The following is a 16,184-nucleotide window of genomic DNA, read 5'->3' as shown; positions in this document are numbered from 1 at the left end:
AATAAACTCAATTTAAAAACTTCTTAAAGATAAACCCTAACTTACTAGATCTAATATAATTTACTATTACAGCAAAGTCTCTATCAAAGAAAACCTTCATTGATAATGCATATGTAAAAAGACCGAGCATAGAAAATAAAATCAATGAAATTAAAGGATTAATCATTAAATAATTATCCGCAATATAATTAATAATAAACAAAACAACTAACATCAAACTAGTTGATACAGCCGCAGGCTTTATACTAAGAATCAAGTTAAAGTAGTTTTCATTTAATGCTTTTGATAGTAAAAGTAAACCTAAAAAAGTTAGAATTATGGTCACAAGTATTTCTGAAAGCACGATATAAAAGACCCCGTACTTAGATGTGGTATATAATAATGCGAACAATATGAAAAAATGTATTACTCTTAATTTTACAAGGATCCCCCCTCGCTCTACAACACTAAAAATAGGCTTAAACATATGAATATAAATCGATAAAGCACCTAATATGCATAACATTTGCAAAGCTAAAGCTGAGTCTTTCCATTCATCTTTAAATAAAACACTCAACAAATCAGTAGAGGTTATTGCCAAGCCACCAAAAATAGGAAATGACAAAATAGCCATCCACTTAATAAAGGAAGATAAAGTTCCTTTAAAATCGCTCTTTTTTACTCTAGCCAAGCTAGGAATAGCAATGGCTGTAATTGGGCCTAATGTTAGTTTCACAACAAAATCTTGCAACTTAATTGCAAGCCTATAGAGGCCTAATACAGATGGTCCTAGAACAGATGCAATAAATATATCTTTTAGTTTATTTACTGCAACGTTAGTCAATCCTGCAACCAGCAATGGAATGCCGACTCTAAGTTGATCTTTTAAAATAGAGTAATTAATTAACAAACTTGGTCGCCATTTAATTGAATTCCAAATAATGATTAGCATAATAAACTCGTAAATAACTTTTTGAAATGCAAAAGCAAGCTCCGAAAACTCAGTAAATGCAACCACCACTGCAATTAGACAAGATACTAAACTTGCCAAAAATGTGGCAAAAGCTATTTTTTTATACAAAAATTTTCTTTGCAATTGAGCATCAGGAACGCTACCTAATGAAAAAATCAAAGGTATGATAGACATTATTTGAAGAACTAGCAGGTATCTAGATATTTCAAAATAAGATGCAATAAGACTTGCTGAGTAGCAAAATGCAATACTCGCTAAAATACCGATTAATAAAGTACTATAAAAAGCATTATTTAATGCAATACTGACATTTTTTTTTCTATTAATTAAATTAGCTGATAATCCTAAACGAACTAGTTGGCAAAGTATCTCAGAAAAAATTAAGCCTATAGCGTACACACCAAAAAATTCTGGAGATAGTAAATATGTCATCCCACCAAAAAATAAAAAACCAATTAGTTGCTGAGAACTACTGTTTAAAAAAGCCCATTTACTGCTATTTACTGTTTTATTCATTACTTGTAAATTTTGAGAATGTTTTTTTGAAATTATATTTGCAATTTTCTAGCGAAAGAAAGATAGAAATTAACAGATAGACTTTAGATTGAAGAACTTTTCCACTTTTATAAGCTATAGACTTATGCATTTTTATTATTGAATATATGTATCTGATACTAAATACCGAAATATGCTTTCGTATAAGTTTTTTATGATAGAAAATTTCTTTATCGAAACCTTTATCTTCCGACGATGTCAGGTTTTGTTTGATAACTTCGACATCAGTGCCAACACAAACACCACCACTATCTGAGTGACGGATAACTAAATCTACATCCTCCATTCTACGAAATGACTCGTCAAAGCCACTTAGCCTATGAAGTGTAGATAATCGTGAAAATAAAACACACGTTCCAGCTGGATTCAAACTACTGTTATTAAATTTATCCCCTGAAATAAAAAAGTTTTTTAATATTTTACCTCCAACTATTTCAGGATATCCTAAAGGATTTTTGTGCTCGACAGAACCGTCTAAGTGTTTCTGTATTCTTCCCCCATAACATAGAACAAACTCATATTTTTGCTCTGCAATTAATAAGGTTTTTTTCTGCTCATAGTATCTTGAAGGTAACCATTCATCATCATCATCTAGAAAAGCTAGATACTCGCCATTTGCATTTTTTAGAATTTCATTTCGAGCACCAGCTACACCTTTATTTACTGGTAATTTAAAAAACGAAAAATTACTCAGATTGTTATTTGTAATATATTGCTCCACCAGTTTAGCTGTATCGTCACTTGATGCATCATCAACAATAATTACCTCATATTCGAAATCAATATCAGTTAAACTGCAAACACTATCGAGTGCTCGTGATATTGTGTCTTCAGCATTCCAGCAAGTTATACCTATTGTTAAGTTCACAGTTAACCCTTCTTACTATATTCTTTATACCAATCAACAAACTGCTGCATACCATATTCAATGTTTGTATTAGGTTTAAAGCCAACTTCTTTTTGTAGGCTATCTATATCTGCAAAAGTTGCTGGAACATCTCCTGCTTGCATTGGCATATAGTTTTTATCAGCTACTTTACCTGCTGCTTTTTCAATTGATTCAATAAAGGTCATTAATGCGATGGGTTCGTTATTACCAATATTAAACACACGGTATGGTGCTTTACTTGACTCTGGCGAGGTATTGCTATTTGACTGGTCCCTTTTTGGAACTACGTCTTGAATGCGAATAATGCCCTCTACAATGTCGTCTATGTAGGTAAAGTCGCGTTTCATTTTTCCGTTATTAAATACTTTAATTTCTCGGTTATTTAATATTGCATCGGTAAATAAGTAAGGGGCCATATCTGGGCGACCCCAAGGGCCATACACTGTAAAAAAGCGTAACCCTGTTGTTGGCAGGTCGTATAGGTGGCTATAGCTATGCGCCATCAACTCATTTGATTTTTTAGTTGCCGCATACAGCGATACCGGGTGATCTACCGCATCGTCAGTCGAAAATGGCATTTTTTCGTTCATACCATAAACAGAGCTTGATGATGCATATACTAAATGCTGCACTTTATTGTGGCGACACCCTTCTAAAATAGTAGCAGTGCCTACTAAATTAGAATCAATGTATGCCATTGGATTTTCTATTGAGTAACGCACGCCAGCTTGAGCTGCTAAGTGGATAACGCGGTCAAACTTTTCGTCTTTAAATAAGTTGGCTATGCCGTCTCTGTCGGCTAAATCCATTTTTACAAAACGAAATTGCGTAAGGTGTTTAATACGCTCAAGTCTTGCATGTTTTAATGCCGGATCGTAATAGTCGTTTAGGTTATCTAGACCTACTACTTCGTGGCCATCGTTACATAAGCGTTCAGCCACAAAGTTACCGATAAACCCTGCGGCACCAGTTACAAGATATTTCATTTGTAAGAATCCTTTAAATTTTCTTTATTAATTTAATTTCAAGCACTGCTGTTTTAGCGTTAAAGTAATAACGCTAAATACAAATTAAATTTGGTTGTGATTTATATAAGTAAGCTACGAAACCAATTTTTTAACCGCTTTAGAAAATTCTTCACCCATATGGCTTGATTGCATTGCATATTCTACGTTGGCAAGCATATAGCCTAATTTAGAACCACAATCGTGTGACTGGCCTTTTAAATGGTATGCTTCAAGTGTTTCTAAGTGGCGTAATTGCAGTAATGCATCGGTAAGTTGTATTTCGCCACCGGCACCAGGAGGTGTGTACTCTAGTAAATCCCAAATAGTAGGCGATACAACATAACGGCCTGTAATAGCTAAGTTGCTTGGTGCTTCATCGGTATTTGGTTTTTCTACCATGTTTTTAATTATTGCGTTTTCGCCCGCGTTAATTTTTATACCGGCTAGGTCAACCACACCATATTGGTGTACTTGCTCTTTTGGTACTGGCTCTACCATTACTTGGTTATGGCCTGTTTGGTCGAAGCGGTCGATCATTTGGCTTAAATTATCGGTTTTTGGATTTGATTTGTATTTATCAATAATTACGTCAGGTAACATTACTGCAAATGGGTTGTTGCCTACTATTGGTTTGGCGGCAAGTACTGCGTGGCCAAGGCCTAAAGGTGCAGATTGACGAACCGAAATTACGGTTACGTCTTTTGGTACTATTGAGCGAACTTCTTCTAGTAGGCTACGCTTTACACGTGCTTCTAGTGTGGCTTCTAGCTCAAAGCTGGTATCAAAATGGTTTTCGATTGAGTTTTTTGAAGCGTGAGTAACAAGTATTATTTCTTTAATACCTGCTTGTACGGCTTCGTTAACTACATATTGAATAAGTGGTTTGTCTACTAGAGGCAGCATTTCTTTTGGAATGGCTTTTGTGGCTGGTAACATACGTGTTCCAAGACCAGCTACAGGTAATACGGCTTTTAAAACTTTCACTTTAATTCCTTTCATTATTATTTTGTAAATATATAAAGAAGAAACTAAAGTTAACTTCCATATAACGTGCTTCACATACCTTGTGTTAGCATTATTATACACACCATAATGTTTGACTCAATAAATAAAGCATCCTTTTAGATTGTTTTTCTGTTAATTTTATGTTGCACCAAACTAGTCAGGGTGAGTCATATTGGGGCATCTAATTCTTTTTGATGATCTACCTTTTTAAAAGTAATAATACTATACTGGTATAGTTATTTATTAAGGATTACTAACTTAAGGAACATTTGTGCGCTTAGGGCTTTGCATTTTATTTATTGTGTCGTTTTTTGTATGTGCACAAGATATGCTTTTGTATTTGCGTAATAGCGATATTATTACCCGTGCACAGCAACAGTATGGCAACGAAGGCCATAAACGAATTAAAGATTGGCTTAATTTTATTGATGACTCAGCTGATGAAAGCGAATGGAAAAAAATTCATCTTGTTAACGATTTTTTTAATAAACACATTAAATACAAAAGCGATGAAGACCTTTGGCAGCAAAAAGATTACTGGGCTACCCCGCTAGAGAGCTTAGGTGTTGGTATGGGCGATTGCGAAGATTACGTTATTGCTAAATACTTTACGTTAATAGCGCTAGGTGTTCCGGAGGATAAAATACGTTTAATGTATGTACGACAGCGCACAGTAAACCAACCCCACATGGTACTTATATATATAGAAGATCCAAACAGAATACCCTTTGTTTTAGGTAACTTTAATACTAAACTGCTGCCCGCAAATAAGCGCCCCGATTTAACGCCTATTTACAGTTTTAATGGTCAAGGACTTTGGTTAGCAAAATCGAAAGGGTTAGGCAATAAGGTAAAAAATAGCCGTGGTGTGTCAGCTTGGAATACTATGCTAGAGCGAATTGAACAAGGTGAGCTTGCTCCCATTAAAAGTAACATTAAAGGAACTACCAGTTATGTCTCGACTTTTTAAAAATGGATTAAGTCTTAAAACCCAAGTTTACGGTTTAATAATTGTTATTTCGGTTGTTTCATTTGTGGTTCGAGTAGTTACAGATGTTGAAACTACTCGCGATTACTTACAAACCCAAATGGGAAGCCATGCCCAAGACACAGCTACCAGCTTAGGGCTTTCTATTTCGCCTTATTTAGATCCAGAAAACTTAGTAATAGCTGAAACAATGGCTACCGCTATTTTTGATTCTGGTTACTACAAAGAAATTAAATTTACAAATTCACAAAGCCAAGTTGTATTTGATCTGGAAAATCCTAAGCGTGTTGAGTCTGTGCCTAATTGGTTTATTGCTTTAAGTAGTTTAAAAGCGCCGACTATGCAGTCTGAGCTAAATAATGGTTGGATTATGGCGGGTATACTTGAGGTTACAAGCCATACTGGGCAGTCTTATGTTACGTTGTGGGAGCATACAAAACGCAGCTTTTATGGTTCTTTTTTAATACTTATTGCCTCGCTTGCAGTTGCTTTTTTAATATTACGCGAAGTATTTAAGCCTTTAAAAGCAGTTGAGCATCAAGCTCACCTTGTTACTCGTAAGCGCTTTACATTAAACGAAGAAATACCTGTTGCACGAGAGCTGCGCACTGTAACCAAAGCTATAAATAATATGGTTATTAACTTACAAAGTACTTTTGATTCTTTAACTAAACAAACCCAAGCCTTAACAGAAGAAGTTTATATTGATTCTTTAACAGGGTTAGGTAATCGAAAGTTGTTTGAAAATCACTTTAGCTCGGTTGTTGATACAATAACCACCGATGCGCCACTTACTGCAATGATGATTACCCTACCTTCACTTACTAATATAAACCAAACTGTTAGCTATCAAGATGGTGACGCGCATGTAAAAGATGTAAGCGTTATTCTTACTAAAATTATTGGTAACCTTACTAACTCTAAAATATTTAGGTTAAATGGTAGTACTTTTATTGCCCTTATACCTTACGATACGCAGTTTTTAAATAGAACTCGCTTAGAAATTACCGATGCTTTTAGTAAACAAAAAAATAGCTTACACGTTAATGGGTTTGCTAATTTTGCAATATTAGAAGTGAATAAAGGCTCGTCTATTGGTAGTGTTTTATCTGCTTTGGATACGGGTAGTACTATTGGCGATACAATAGAAACTAACAAAATAGATAAAGACACGCTATTTAGTGTTAAACAATGGCGTACACTTATTCAGTCGATTATTGACTCTGGTGAGGTTAGCTTTTCGGTGCAGCCAGTTAAACGCGCTAACTCACAAAATAAGCAGTGTTACTTTGAGGCTTTTGCCCACTTTACCCATGAAGGTGAAAAGGTTAATAATGGCCATTTATTTGCTATGGCCGAAAAGCTTAATTTAACCGAAGAGTTAGACAAAAAAATAATTCGTAACTTTGTAAACGTTAAAGAACAATACCCTGATGACGTATTTGCTTTAAACGTAAGTAAGGCATCTTTATATTCGGCTGATTTTATACAATGGCTTACCCTTTATGCCCACACTAAACCTATTATAAAAACTAACCTTATATTTGAGTTACATGAAATTAGTTTACTTTATAATGTACACATAGCCTCAAAACATATAGATGCAATTAAAGATATTGGCATTAATGTGTGTATAGAACACTTTGGAACGAGCTTAACGTCGTTTAGGTATTTACAAGGCCTTGATATTGAATATGTAAAAATTGATGGGAGTTATATTCAAGACTTGTTAGATAATTCTCAAAGCCAATTTTTTATTCAAACCGTTAATAATATTTGTCATGGCTTTGGTATTAAAGTGTTGGCATGCTTAATTGAAAAACCCGAAACATTAAAAATGCTTGAAAATTTAGGCTGTGATGGTGTACAAGGTAATTTAATTATGGAGCCTTCTAAAGTACTTACAAATAAGAACCGTGGTAACGTTAATAAAGAGTTTACTTTTTGCGCAGACACGCTAAAATTCTGTAATTAGATACTCACTTAAAGGGACACAAGATGAAATCGATTTTTTTAAAGAGTTTATTAATAGGTGCAATGGCTTTTACCGTTTCACCAGTTTACTCACAAGCAGATTCTGATGTTGTAGTACAATCTGACAGCCTTACTAATTTACTTAATATTTTAAATAATGCTCCTGATGATATTACGCCAGAAGAATTACAAAGAGAGTTAGTGGCTGCAATTGAGCAATTTTGTCAAAACATGGGTCCTATGGACCTTGATTCGCCTATTGCAAACGCCACGTGTTCTGCTGAACAACTTGATATGTTAATTAACGCGGTTGTTGCCTCTTTAGGTGCAGATAATGCGTTAATTTCTGACTTTTTAGCAGCCTTAGTAACTGCTGGAGCTGATAGTGATGCGGTAACTATTGCTGCAATCACTGCTGGTATAGATGCCACCGTTGCATCTGAAGCTACTGCTGCGGGTCCTACTGATGGCACTCCGGTTGCAGCCCCTCCTGTTGTTGTTTTACCTACAGTTACTGTACCGCCTGGTACTGGTGGCACTGGTGGTGATGCTGGTATATCTGAAGTTGGTAACTAAACACTCTTCTAAAATATAATACAAACGCAGCCTATGGCTGCGTTTTTACTTTATGAGTTTACATTGAATCGTTTTATATTTTTGTTGCTATGCGCAATACTTTTTTTACTACCTATTCCCTTAGGTAGCTACCGCCCTTGGGCTATTTTAGCTATTGGTTTGTTGATTGGTGCCACTTTTTTAGTTCATTTAATTAATAGCGCTATAAATAATAAGCAGCCCCTCTATCCTCCATTGTATTCCTGGCCGTTATTTGTTGCACTTGGTGCTGTTGTTTTGATTTGCTTTATACAAATATTTAGCGTTAGCCTTGATCCGTTTCAAACAAAACAAATGCTTATTAAAACAAGTTTTATGATTTTATTTTGTTGGCTATTATTTATTTATTGTAATACTGAAAAACGTATTAAAAATTTAATATATGCAATTATAAGTGCAGGCGTTTTTCAGGCTTTGTATGCCACTTATTTAAACCTATCGCCAGATATAATTAGCCCGCTATTTGGCTATAAACATACCGAACGTGCTATTGGTACATTTACCTACTCTAACTTTTTAGCTAACTTTTTAGCTTTATGTTTATGTTTAGGTATTGGTGTTTTAGTGAGCGAGCTAAAACGCTCAACTAGCGATTATAAACAAACATTAAAACAAACACTTCGGGCGTGGACTGAAATACTTTTGAGCTCAAAAATAATTTTACGTATTTCGTTAATTATTATTATTGTGGCGTTAATTTTAACCCGTAGCCGTATGGGTAACTCGGCGTTTTTTATTGCATTAATGGTTGTTAGCTTACTCGCGTTTTTTATTTACAAGCAAAAACCTAAAGCGTTTAAACTACTTATAATAAGTTTTTTTATAATCGATTTGATTATCATTGGTGCTATATTTGATGTAGAAAAAGTTAAACAGCGTATTAGCGAAACCAGTATTTCATCAGAAACCCGTGACGAAGTTGTACGTGATTCAATACCCCTTATTTTAGATAAGCCTTTGTTGGGCTCTGGTGGGGGGACATTTTATACTGCGTTTCCGGCGTATCAGTCTGAGCCTTATTCGGGTTATTACGATAATGCCCATAACGATTACATACAGTTTGCAGTAGAGCTGGGTATACCCACTACAGCGACACTGGGCTCACTTATACTTTATTGTTTATGGTTATGTATAGCGACTATGCGAAAGCGTAAAACAGCGTTGTTTCAGGGCGTTGCTTTTGGTTGTGCCATTGCAATTATAGATATGCTGCTGCATTCGTTGGTAGATTACTCTTTACAAGCGGGTGCAAACTCAATGTTGTTTATGGCTATTTTATGCTTGGCAATATTAAGTAGTAAATTACCCGCGTCTAAACGAAGTCGAAAAGAGCATAGCTAAATACAAAGCCAAGCAATTACCTAATATAGAGTGATTAGAAGCTGCGCTTCTCACGCGAGCAAGCTCAGCGTCTACGCCAACAATTCACGGTTAACTTGTTGACGTGGTAAGCAAAGCCTGTAATAAGTAATTTATGCACTAAGAGGTTATGAGGCGCTGAGCTTTTAGAGAAGAAAACAAACACCAAACACGTTTTTTATTGGTATTATGCCTTCTCATTTACTCCTCTTTAGCTTCTCTTTGTGAAAATAGATCTTTAATTGATTTATTGGTAAATAGATTAAATAATTTAAGCGTGGCTTTCGTAACAATCGTACCCATTATAAGAGACTTTTTCACTAAGAGGTTAAGAGGCGCTGCGCTTTTAGAGGAAGTAATAAAACCGAAACTATATCCTGATTGGTATTATGTATTCTCATTTACTCCTCTTTCGTTTCTCTTTGTGCAAATAGTTCTTTAGCTGGTTTTTAAATAAATTGAATAATTTTAAGCATNAGCTGGTTTTTAAATAAATTGAATAATTTTAAGCATTGCTTTGTAACAGCAGCGCCTGTAATTAGTGATTTTTCACTAAGAGGTTAAGAGGCGCTGCGCTTTTGGAGGAATAAATAAAACAGAAACTATATCCTGATTGGTATTATGTTTTCTCATTTACTCCTCTTTCGTTTCTCTTTGTGCAAATAGACCTTTGATTGATTTTATTAGTAAATAGATCAACAAACGAGTGACAACTTAATAGATTGCTTCATATAGCCTACAAGTCTTCAATTTTGCTATTTTATTTGTACTACACTTAATTCTTATTTTAAAACTGTTTCTTAGTTAATTAAATGCTTGTAGATTAAGCAAAAGGATACCTATGGATACTGATACATTAACAAAAACAGTAATAGGTTGCGCTATAGAAGTACACAGGAATTTAGGGCCTGGGTTATTAGAATCAAGTTACGAAGCTTGCTTAATATATGAATTAAGTAAAATTGGCTTATCTGCTAAAAACCAAGTTGAGCTACCGATATATTATAAAGATCAATATATAAATACAGGTTACCGGTTAGATATTTTATTGCCTAATAAATTAATAATTGAACTAAAGGCGGTTGATAAGCTTCTTCCAATTCACTCTGCACAATTAATAACTTATATGAAACTTTCAGAAATAAGTACTGGTTTACTAATAAACTTCAATGTTCTAAAGCTAGTCGATGGCATAAAGCGCTTTAATTCATAAAAATTATTTACTTAGGTTTTAAGTCGTTATCCAAAGGGCTATAAGTAACTGTACATTAAATTTTTAAGCGATTTATTCATAAAGAGATTATGAGGCGCTGCGCTTTTAGAGAAGAAAATAAACACCGAAACTGTATTCTGATTGGCATTATGTCTTCTCATTTACTCCTCTTTCATTTCTCTTTGTGCAAATAGGTTTTTAGCTGATTTTTAAATAAATTAAGCGTTGCTTTCGTAACAACCTTACCCCGTGTAAGTAATTTATTCACTAAGAGGGTATGAGGCGCTGCGCTTTTAGAGAAGAAATAAAACCGATAATATATCCTGATTGGCATTATGTCTTCTCATTTACTCCTCTTTCGCTTCTCTTTGTGCAAATAGATTTTTAGCTGATTTTTAAATAAATTAAGCGTTGCTTTCTTAACAACCTTACTCCGTAATTAGTAATTTATTCACAAAGAGGTTATGAGGCGATGCGCTTTTAGAGAAGAAAATAAACACCGAAACTGTATTCTGATTGGCATTGTGTCTTCTCATTTACTCCTCTTTCGCTTCTCTTTGTGAAAATAGATCTTTAATTGATTTATTGGTGAATGGATTAAATAATTTCAAGCATTGCTTTCGTAACAAGTGTACCCGTTATAAGTAATTAATTCACTAAGAGGTTAAGAGGCGCTTCGCTTTTAGAGAAGGGAATGAATATAAAATACTGTTTTTATTAGCATTATGCCTTCTCATTTACTCCTCTTTCGTTTCTCTTTGTGCAAATAGGTTTTTAGCTGATTTTGAATAAATTAAGCGCTGCTTTGTAACAGCAGCGCCTGTAATTAGTGATTTTTCACTAAGAGGTTAAGAGGCGCTGCGCTTTTGGAGGAATAAATAAAACAGAAACTATATCCTGATTGGTATTATGTTTTCTCATTTACTCCTCTTTCGTTTCTCTTTGTGCAAATAGACCTTTAATTTATTTAATTATTGATTAAGAATTACTGTTCTTCTAAATCAAACTCAGTTAAATGACCATCGCCGTGTATAAGTTGATAGCGGGCTAAATTCCCTTGCTCTAGTGTTATTAAACTAATAGCTGAGTCGCTCACTAAGTATTTTTGCCCTTCACCTATGGTTTGGTGCTTATCTACTTCCATATGCCAACGTTTGGTAAAAAAGTTTAAAAGACTTTTTGGGCCGTATAAAATTGAATCTAGTTTATCGAGTATGTTTATTAATTTACGCGGGAACTCGTTTTTAATACCGCTGGCGGTAAGTTGCCAAATTCGATTGGGATGATCGCCAAAACGCTTTTGCACCGAAAAGCAAAATGAGTAATGCACGTCTCCCGATAAAATAAGCGTTTCGTTTGGGGTGTCGGTTCGTCTAAAAGTATCGAGTAGCTTTTTGGCTGAGCCTTCGTGTGCCATCCAGTTTTCTACGTCAACCATGAGTGGTTGGCCACATATGTTAAACATGGCTTGAATGGCTTCTATTGATTTAACACCAAATACAGGGGCTGGCGATACAATAATAACTTGGTCGTGGCTTAATAGGCTTTCCTCAAGCTCTGTGAGACGTTCCCAATCAAGTAGACCTGAAGGCTCGTTAAAGTTTTGCTCATTTCGCCAGCGGTGCGTGCGCGTATCAAGCACCACTACTTTGGGTATTGTAGTAAGTTCGTAATGCCAAAAGCTAAAGTCGTTTAATGGTTTATCAAATGCTTTAAACTGCCATAAATTATTAGCAGTACGGCTTTGCTTAAAAGGTGTAAGTAGCTCGCCTGTTTTATTTAGTGCATCGTTCCCCATTCCCTGAAAAAGCCAATAACTAATTAAACCGTTATTAATGATTCGTTTACTACTTGGGTTTTCATTTATAGCTTGCTCCCACCCAGCGGTCAGGTTCCAATCATCAGTTACATCATGATCGTCAAACATCATTAGCGTAGATACATTGGCAAACAACCGCTCTACTTCACTTAAGCCTTTTGCATAATCAATCAATGCTGTTTTTTCAGCGTTAAAAATAGTTTTGTTTTGCTCGCTTTGACCTAAATACGTTGTGTTTTGTATATCAACGCATTGCCAAGCAGCAGCACTAAAATTTAATAAATAAAGTGCTATATATTCTTCAAAATGGATAAGGTGATTGTAGGCTTTTACACTTGAAAAGTGAGGTTCGTCTTTTTTTAGCCAGTAACCAACACCTAACTTTGAGCGTTTTTGCCAAGGCGTTTTTGGTAAGAACAAATGGCGATTATAAAGTTGCTCATTTATGTCGGCGGGTAGCTCAATGGCAAGTGGTTGCTCTTTGTAAATGCCTAAGGCTCTAATTAACTGATGAATAGCTAATAACATGGGCCCTGCTACGTCATCGGCATAAACCTGATCACCGCTCAGTAATAGCAATTGTGCGCCTTGGTTATTATTACCGCGCTGAGTGTTTTGCCAGTGACTTGCGGACACTAAGCTGTCTTTTGCTGGATGATGTGCATTACGGCACGAGCCATGCAAAATATCACTGAGTTTATTGGGGATTACAAATGCAGGCGTTGTTTGATTGCTATAGCACCAAGGGGATAAATCCATTGCTGTATCGTCAATTACAAGCTTATAGCTTAATAAGCTATCGACAGGGAGTTTGTTGTCTATTGGCTTTATAATGACGAAATGCAGGTATAAATGTTCGCCTAAAGAAACAGTGTGTTGATCGCTATAACATTCATGATTTATAAGTGTAATTTGGCAATTTGCAGGCTTGGAGGTAGCAAACTGAATGCAGACTCCAGTTTGATCTGCACGGCGCACCATTGGCCCCATTAGTAAAATAGGAAGGTTTGCCGTGTGAGTAATCATGTATTTAGCCTTTAGCTGCTAATTTAAATAAAGAATAAAAGTTCTCGGTAGTCGCTTTAGCCAGTTCATTAAAGCTAATGCCTTTAAGTTCGCTAATGTAATAAGCAACATCTTCTACGTACGCTGGCTGGTTTGTTTGCCCACGATACGGTACTGGTGCTAAATAAGGCGAGTCGGTTTCTATTAGTAATCTATCTAGCGGTATTTGTTTTACTACTTCTTTTAGCTCTAATGCATTTTTAAAGGTAACAATGCCCGAAATAGAAATATAAAAGCCCATGTCTATGGCTTTTTTTGCCATATCCCAGTCTTCAGTAAAGCAATGTAATACACCACCGCAGTTTTCGGCCTTGTGCTCACGCATTAAATTAATTGTGTCGGCGCGGGCATCACGTGTATGAATAATTAACGGTTTTTGTAATTCGTTAGCCACTTCAATATGCCCAACAAAGCTTGCTTGCTGTACTGCGTGAGTATCTTTTGAATAGTAGTAATCAAGACCCGTTTCGCCAATAGCGACGACTTTTTCGTGTGAGGCTAAGTCGATTAATTGCTGTTTATTAAGGGCGTCTTTTTGATCAAGTGGATGTACACCACATGAGGCTGATACATCGTCGTAGTGCTTAATTTTATCAAGCATGCTTGGAAACTGATCAAGCGTTACGCTTACACATAAAAAGTGCTCTATTTGCTTTGCACGCGCTTTATCAAGCACTTGGTCAAGGTTTAAGTCTAGTTTATCAAAATCAAGACGGTCTAAATGGCAATGAGAATCTACAATCACTATAAGGCCTGTATTATGTTCAGGGTTTAAATTTGTTCGTTTAATTTATTATGTTAATAATTAAAAGAACCCAATATAGGGCGGCGTTAATCTCAATGAAAAACCGACCCTATAACTACATGGTATATGTTTGATCGCCTGAGTTTAACATAGTCCCAAGTAGCTTTTCGATTTTAGCGTTTAGGTTTGTTTTATCGTCTAAAAAGCTAATACCAATACCTGGAGGGTTAGAGCTTTGTGCCCCTTGTGGCGTGATCCACGACACTTTACCTGTTACTACATCATCTTCTAAGGCATCGGGCAAGGTAACTCTAAGTGCTAATGAATGCCCTGCTTCGTAACGCATATTAGTACGTACAAATAAGCCACCTTTTTTTAAGTAAGGCATATAACAACGGTATAACTCGTCTAAATCGTCTATGTCTACTAGTAGTTCTTGCATGATTAATCCTTTTAAGAATTTCGCAATGTGTATGCTAATCGAGATACAGCAAGCGGTAAATTAAGGCCAAGTACTTGTGTGTTATTTTGTAAAAACTCGCCTAATGCATTTTGCGCACTTTGATAAGCGTCAAAACTCATACCTTGCAGTAATTGCTGCTTTAGTTGCACGCTTAAAAACAAAGTAAATATACGAACAAGTTCAGGCTGTTTATTTATTATATCGACTAACGCTTTGAAATTATGGCTTTGTTTAAACTCAGTTGCAAACTTATACAGTGTATCAATATTTTTTAGCTGGTCTTGCTGTTGCCAATGCTTTACTTGCAGCGGTTGGTTATAAAAAAGTGCTAACCAACTATAGTTAGGAATATCTAATGTCTCTAACCATTGCTGAGCAAGGGCTGTATTTGTTATTTTTACGTCACTTTTAGCGCATCGACTTAAAATAGTTGCAGGGAGCTGTGCTGGTTGGCTTGTAGTTAATATTAGAAAACGGCTATTAGTTGGCTCTTCAAGTGTTTTTAATAATGCGTTAGCTGCTGCAGTAGTCATTTTTTCGCAATTTTCGATTATTGCTACTTTATTGCCATTTTGCGCTGCTGAGTGATTCATAAAATCACTAATGCCGCGTATATCATCTACGCCTATGCTTTGCCCGTCGACTTGCGTTAAACGCTTGTCGGGATGAGTACCCGCAAGAGTAAGTAAACAGCTTTTACAATGCCCGCAAGGTTTTAGCATACTGCTTTGCGCAGCTACCTGCTTAGCTATATTTTGGCATAACAAAGCATTACCAAGCTCATCACTTAACTCAAATTTACCTACGCCAACAGGCCCACAAAATAATTGCGCATGATGAAAACGCTCTGCACGATAACTTTGCGCTAAACGTGCTTGGGTATCATGTAGCCACGGCAATGGCATATTATTTTAGGCCTTCAAAAAATGAATGCAGTACATTGGTTATATCGCGATGTACTTTATCAATACTTTGGTTTGCATCAACCGTTTTAATTGTGTTGTCGTCATTAGCAAGTTCAACATAACGCATACGTGTACGCTGAAAAAACTCAATGGCTTCTTGTTCAATACGGTCAAGCTCACCACGCCCTTTTGCACGTTCAAGGCCTATCACTGGGTCAATATCAAGGTAAATAGTTAAATCAGGCTTTAAGCCCTTTAATACCATTGACGAAAGTGAAGCTAATGTATTTGAGCTAATACCACGCCCGCCACCTTGATACGCCTGAGACGATAAATCATGACGATCGGCAAGTACCCATTGGCCTTTATCAAGCGCTGGGGTAATAACATTGTGCATTAATTGCGAACGTGCTGCGTACATAATAAGCAACTCGGTTTCAAAGGCAATTTCTTCTTCGTGCTCTGCTTTTACAAGCGTACGAAGCGATTCAGCAAGCGGCGTGCCGCCAGGTTCGCGGACGTTAATGAAGTCTATTTTTTGTTTGTTTAAAAAGTCTTGGCATAACGAAATAGCGGTTGATTTACCCGCGCCTTCTAGCCCTTCTATTACTATAAATTTTGATTTCATAA

14 protein-coding genes are annotated in these 16,184 nt (G+C 35.9%); 5 read left to right on the top strand and 9 right to left on the bottom strand.

Features of this window, described 5'->3' with window-relative positions; translation table 11 throughout:
- Window positions 1–7: 7 nt before the first annotated feature.
- The 4 genes from I6F43_RS08555 to galU form a co-directional block, all read right to left on the bottom strand.
- Window positions 8–1,468: an oligosaccharide flippase family protein gene (locus tag I6F43_RS08555; RefSeq protein WP_197101852.1), complete on the bottom strand. Its 1,461-nt coding sequence runs from the start codon at window positions 1,466–1,468 to the stop codon at window positions 8–10.
- Window positions 1,461–2,375 carry a glycosyltransferase family 2 protein gene (locus I6F43_RS08550; protein WP_197101851.1) on the bottom strand — a complete coding sequence of 305 codons (915 nt, stop codon included), beginning with the start codon at window positions 2,373–2,375 and terminating at the stop codon, window positions 1,461–1,463. The genes I6F43_RS08555 and I6F43_RS08550 overlap by 8 nt, the downstream gene beginning before the upstream one ends.
- 2 nt (window positions 2,376–2,377) lie before the next feature.
- Window positions 2,378–3,382 (bottom strand): NAD-dependent epimerase, encoded by a 1,005-nt coding sequence (locus I6F43_RS08545; protein WP_182733235.1) that lies wholly within the window; start codon window positions 3,380–3,382, stop codon window positions 2,378–2,380.
- A 114-nt stretch (window positions 3,383–3,496) separates the two neighbouring features.
- The gene (galU, locus tag I6F43_RS08540; RefSeq protein WP_197101849.1) at window positions 3,497–4,387 is read right to left on the bottom strand and encodes a UTP--glucose-1-phosphate uridylyltransferase GalU; all 891 of its coding nucleotides are present in this window, start codon (window positions 4,385–4,387) and stop codon (window positions 3,497–3,499) included.
- 292 nt (window positions 4,388–4,679) lie between these two features.
- On the opposite strand from galU, the gene I6F43_RS08535 reads away from it, so the two are divergent.
- The 5 genes from I6F43_RS08535 (at window position 4,680) to I6F43_RS08515 (ending at window position 10,557) form a co-directional block, all read left to right on the top strand.
- Window positions 4,680–5,378 (top strand): transglutaminase-like cysteine peptidase, encoded by a 699-nt coding sequence (locus I6F43_RS08535; protein ID WP_024594585.1) that lies wholly within the window; start codon window positions 4,680–4,682, stop codon window positions 5,376–5,378.
- The gene (locus tag I6F43_RS08530; RefSeq protein ID WP_197101848.1) at window positions 5,362–7,371 is read left to right on the top strand and encodes a bifunctional diguanylate cyclase/phosphodiesterase; all 2,010 of its coding nucleotides are present in this window, start codon (window positions 5,362–5,364) and stop codon (window positions 7,369–7,371) included. The genes I6F43_RS08535 and I6F43_RS08530 overlap by 17 nt, the downstream gene beginning before the upstream one ends.
- A 23-nt stretch (window positions 7,372–7,394) precedes the next feature.
- A complete protein-coding gene (locus I6F43_RS08525; protein WP_197101846.1) occupies window positions 7,395–7,946 on the top strand; it encodes a hypothetical protein in 552 nt (183 codons plus the stop codon).
- Window positions 7,947–7,979: 33 nt separating this feature from the next.
- Window positions 7,980–9,326: an O-antigen ligase family protein gene (locus I6F43_RS08520; RefSeq protein ID WP_231614051.1), complete on the top strand. Its 1,347-nt coding sequence runs from the start codon at window positions 7,980–7,982 to the stop codon at window positions 9,324–9,326.
- 859 nt (window positions 9,327–10,185) lie between these two features.
- Window positions 10,186–10,557: a GxxExxY protein gene (locus I6F43_RS08515; RefSeq protein ID WP_024590372.1), complete on the top strand. Its 372-nt coding sequence runs from the start codon at window positions 10,186–10,188 to the stop codon at window positions 10,555–10,557.
- 985 nt (window positions 10,558–11,542) lie between these two features.
- Here the strand turns inward: I6F43_RS08515 and I6F43_RS08510 are convergent.
- The 5 genes from I6F43_RS08510 to tmk form a co-directional block, all read right to left on the bottom strand.
- On the bottom strand, window positions 11,543–13,402 hold the full coding sequence (locus I6F43_RS08510) for an alkaline phosphatase D family protein (RefSeq protein WP_197101844.1): 1,860 nt from the start codon (window positions 13,400–13,402) through the stop codon (window positions 11,543–11,545).
- 4 nt (window positions 13,403–13,406) lie between these two features.
- Window positions 13,407–14,186 (bottom strand): TatD family hydrolase, encoded by a 780-nt coding sequence (locus I6F43_RS08505; RefSeq protein WP_010554178.1) that lies wholly within the window; start codon window positions 14,184–14,186, stop codon window positions 13,407–13,409.
- Window positions 14,187–14,301: 115 nt separating this feature from the next.
- Entirely contained in the window at window positions 14,302–14,628 is a 327-nt protein-coding gene (locus I6F43_RS08500) for a PilZ domain-containing protein (RefSeq protein ID WP_002962367.1), read from the bottom strand.
- A gap of 11 nt (window positions 14,629–14,639) precedes the next feature.
- Window positions 14,640–15,554 (bottom strand): DNA polymerase III subunit, encoded by a 915-nt coding sequence (locus tag I6F43_RS08495; protein ID WP_197101841.1) that lies wholly within the window; start codon window positions 15,552–15,554, stop codon window positions 14,640–14,642.
- 1 nt (window position 15,555) lies between these two features.
- On the bottom strand, window positions 15,556–16,182 hold the full coding sequence (gene tmk, locus I6F43_RS08490; protein ID WP_007585737.1) for a dTMP kinase: 627 nt from the start codon (window positions 16,180–16,182) through the stop codon (window positions 15,556–15,558).
- Window positions 16,183–16,184 lie beyond the last annotated feature (2 nt).

Origin of the sequence: Pseudoalteromonas sp. NZS71_1 (assembly GCF_015864305.1) — a bacterium.
In the GTDB taxonomy this organism is placed as follows: Bacteria; Pseudomonadota; Gammaproteobacteria; order Enterobacterales; family Alteromonadaceae; genus Pseudoalteromonas; species Pseudoalteromonas arctica.
The sequence above is the reverse complement of the archived record's forward strand: the minus strand, read 5'-3'. Positions and strand labels throughout refer to the sequence as shown.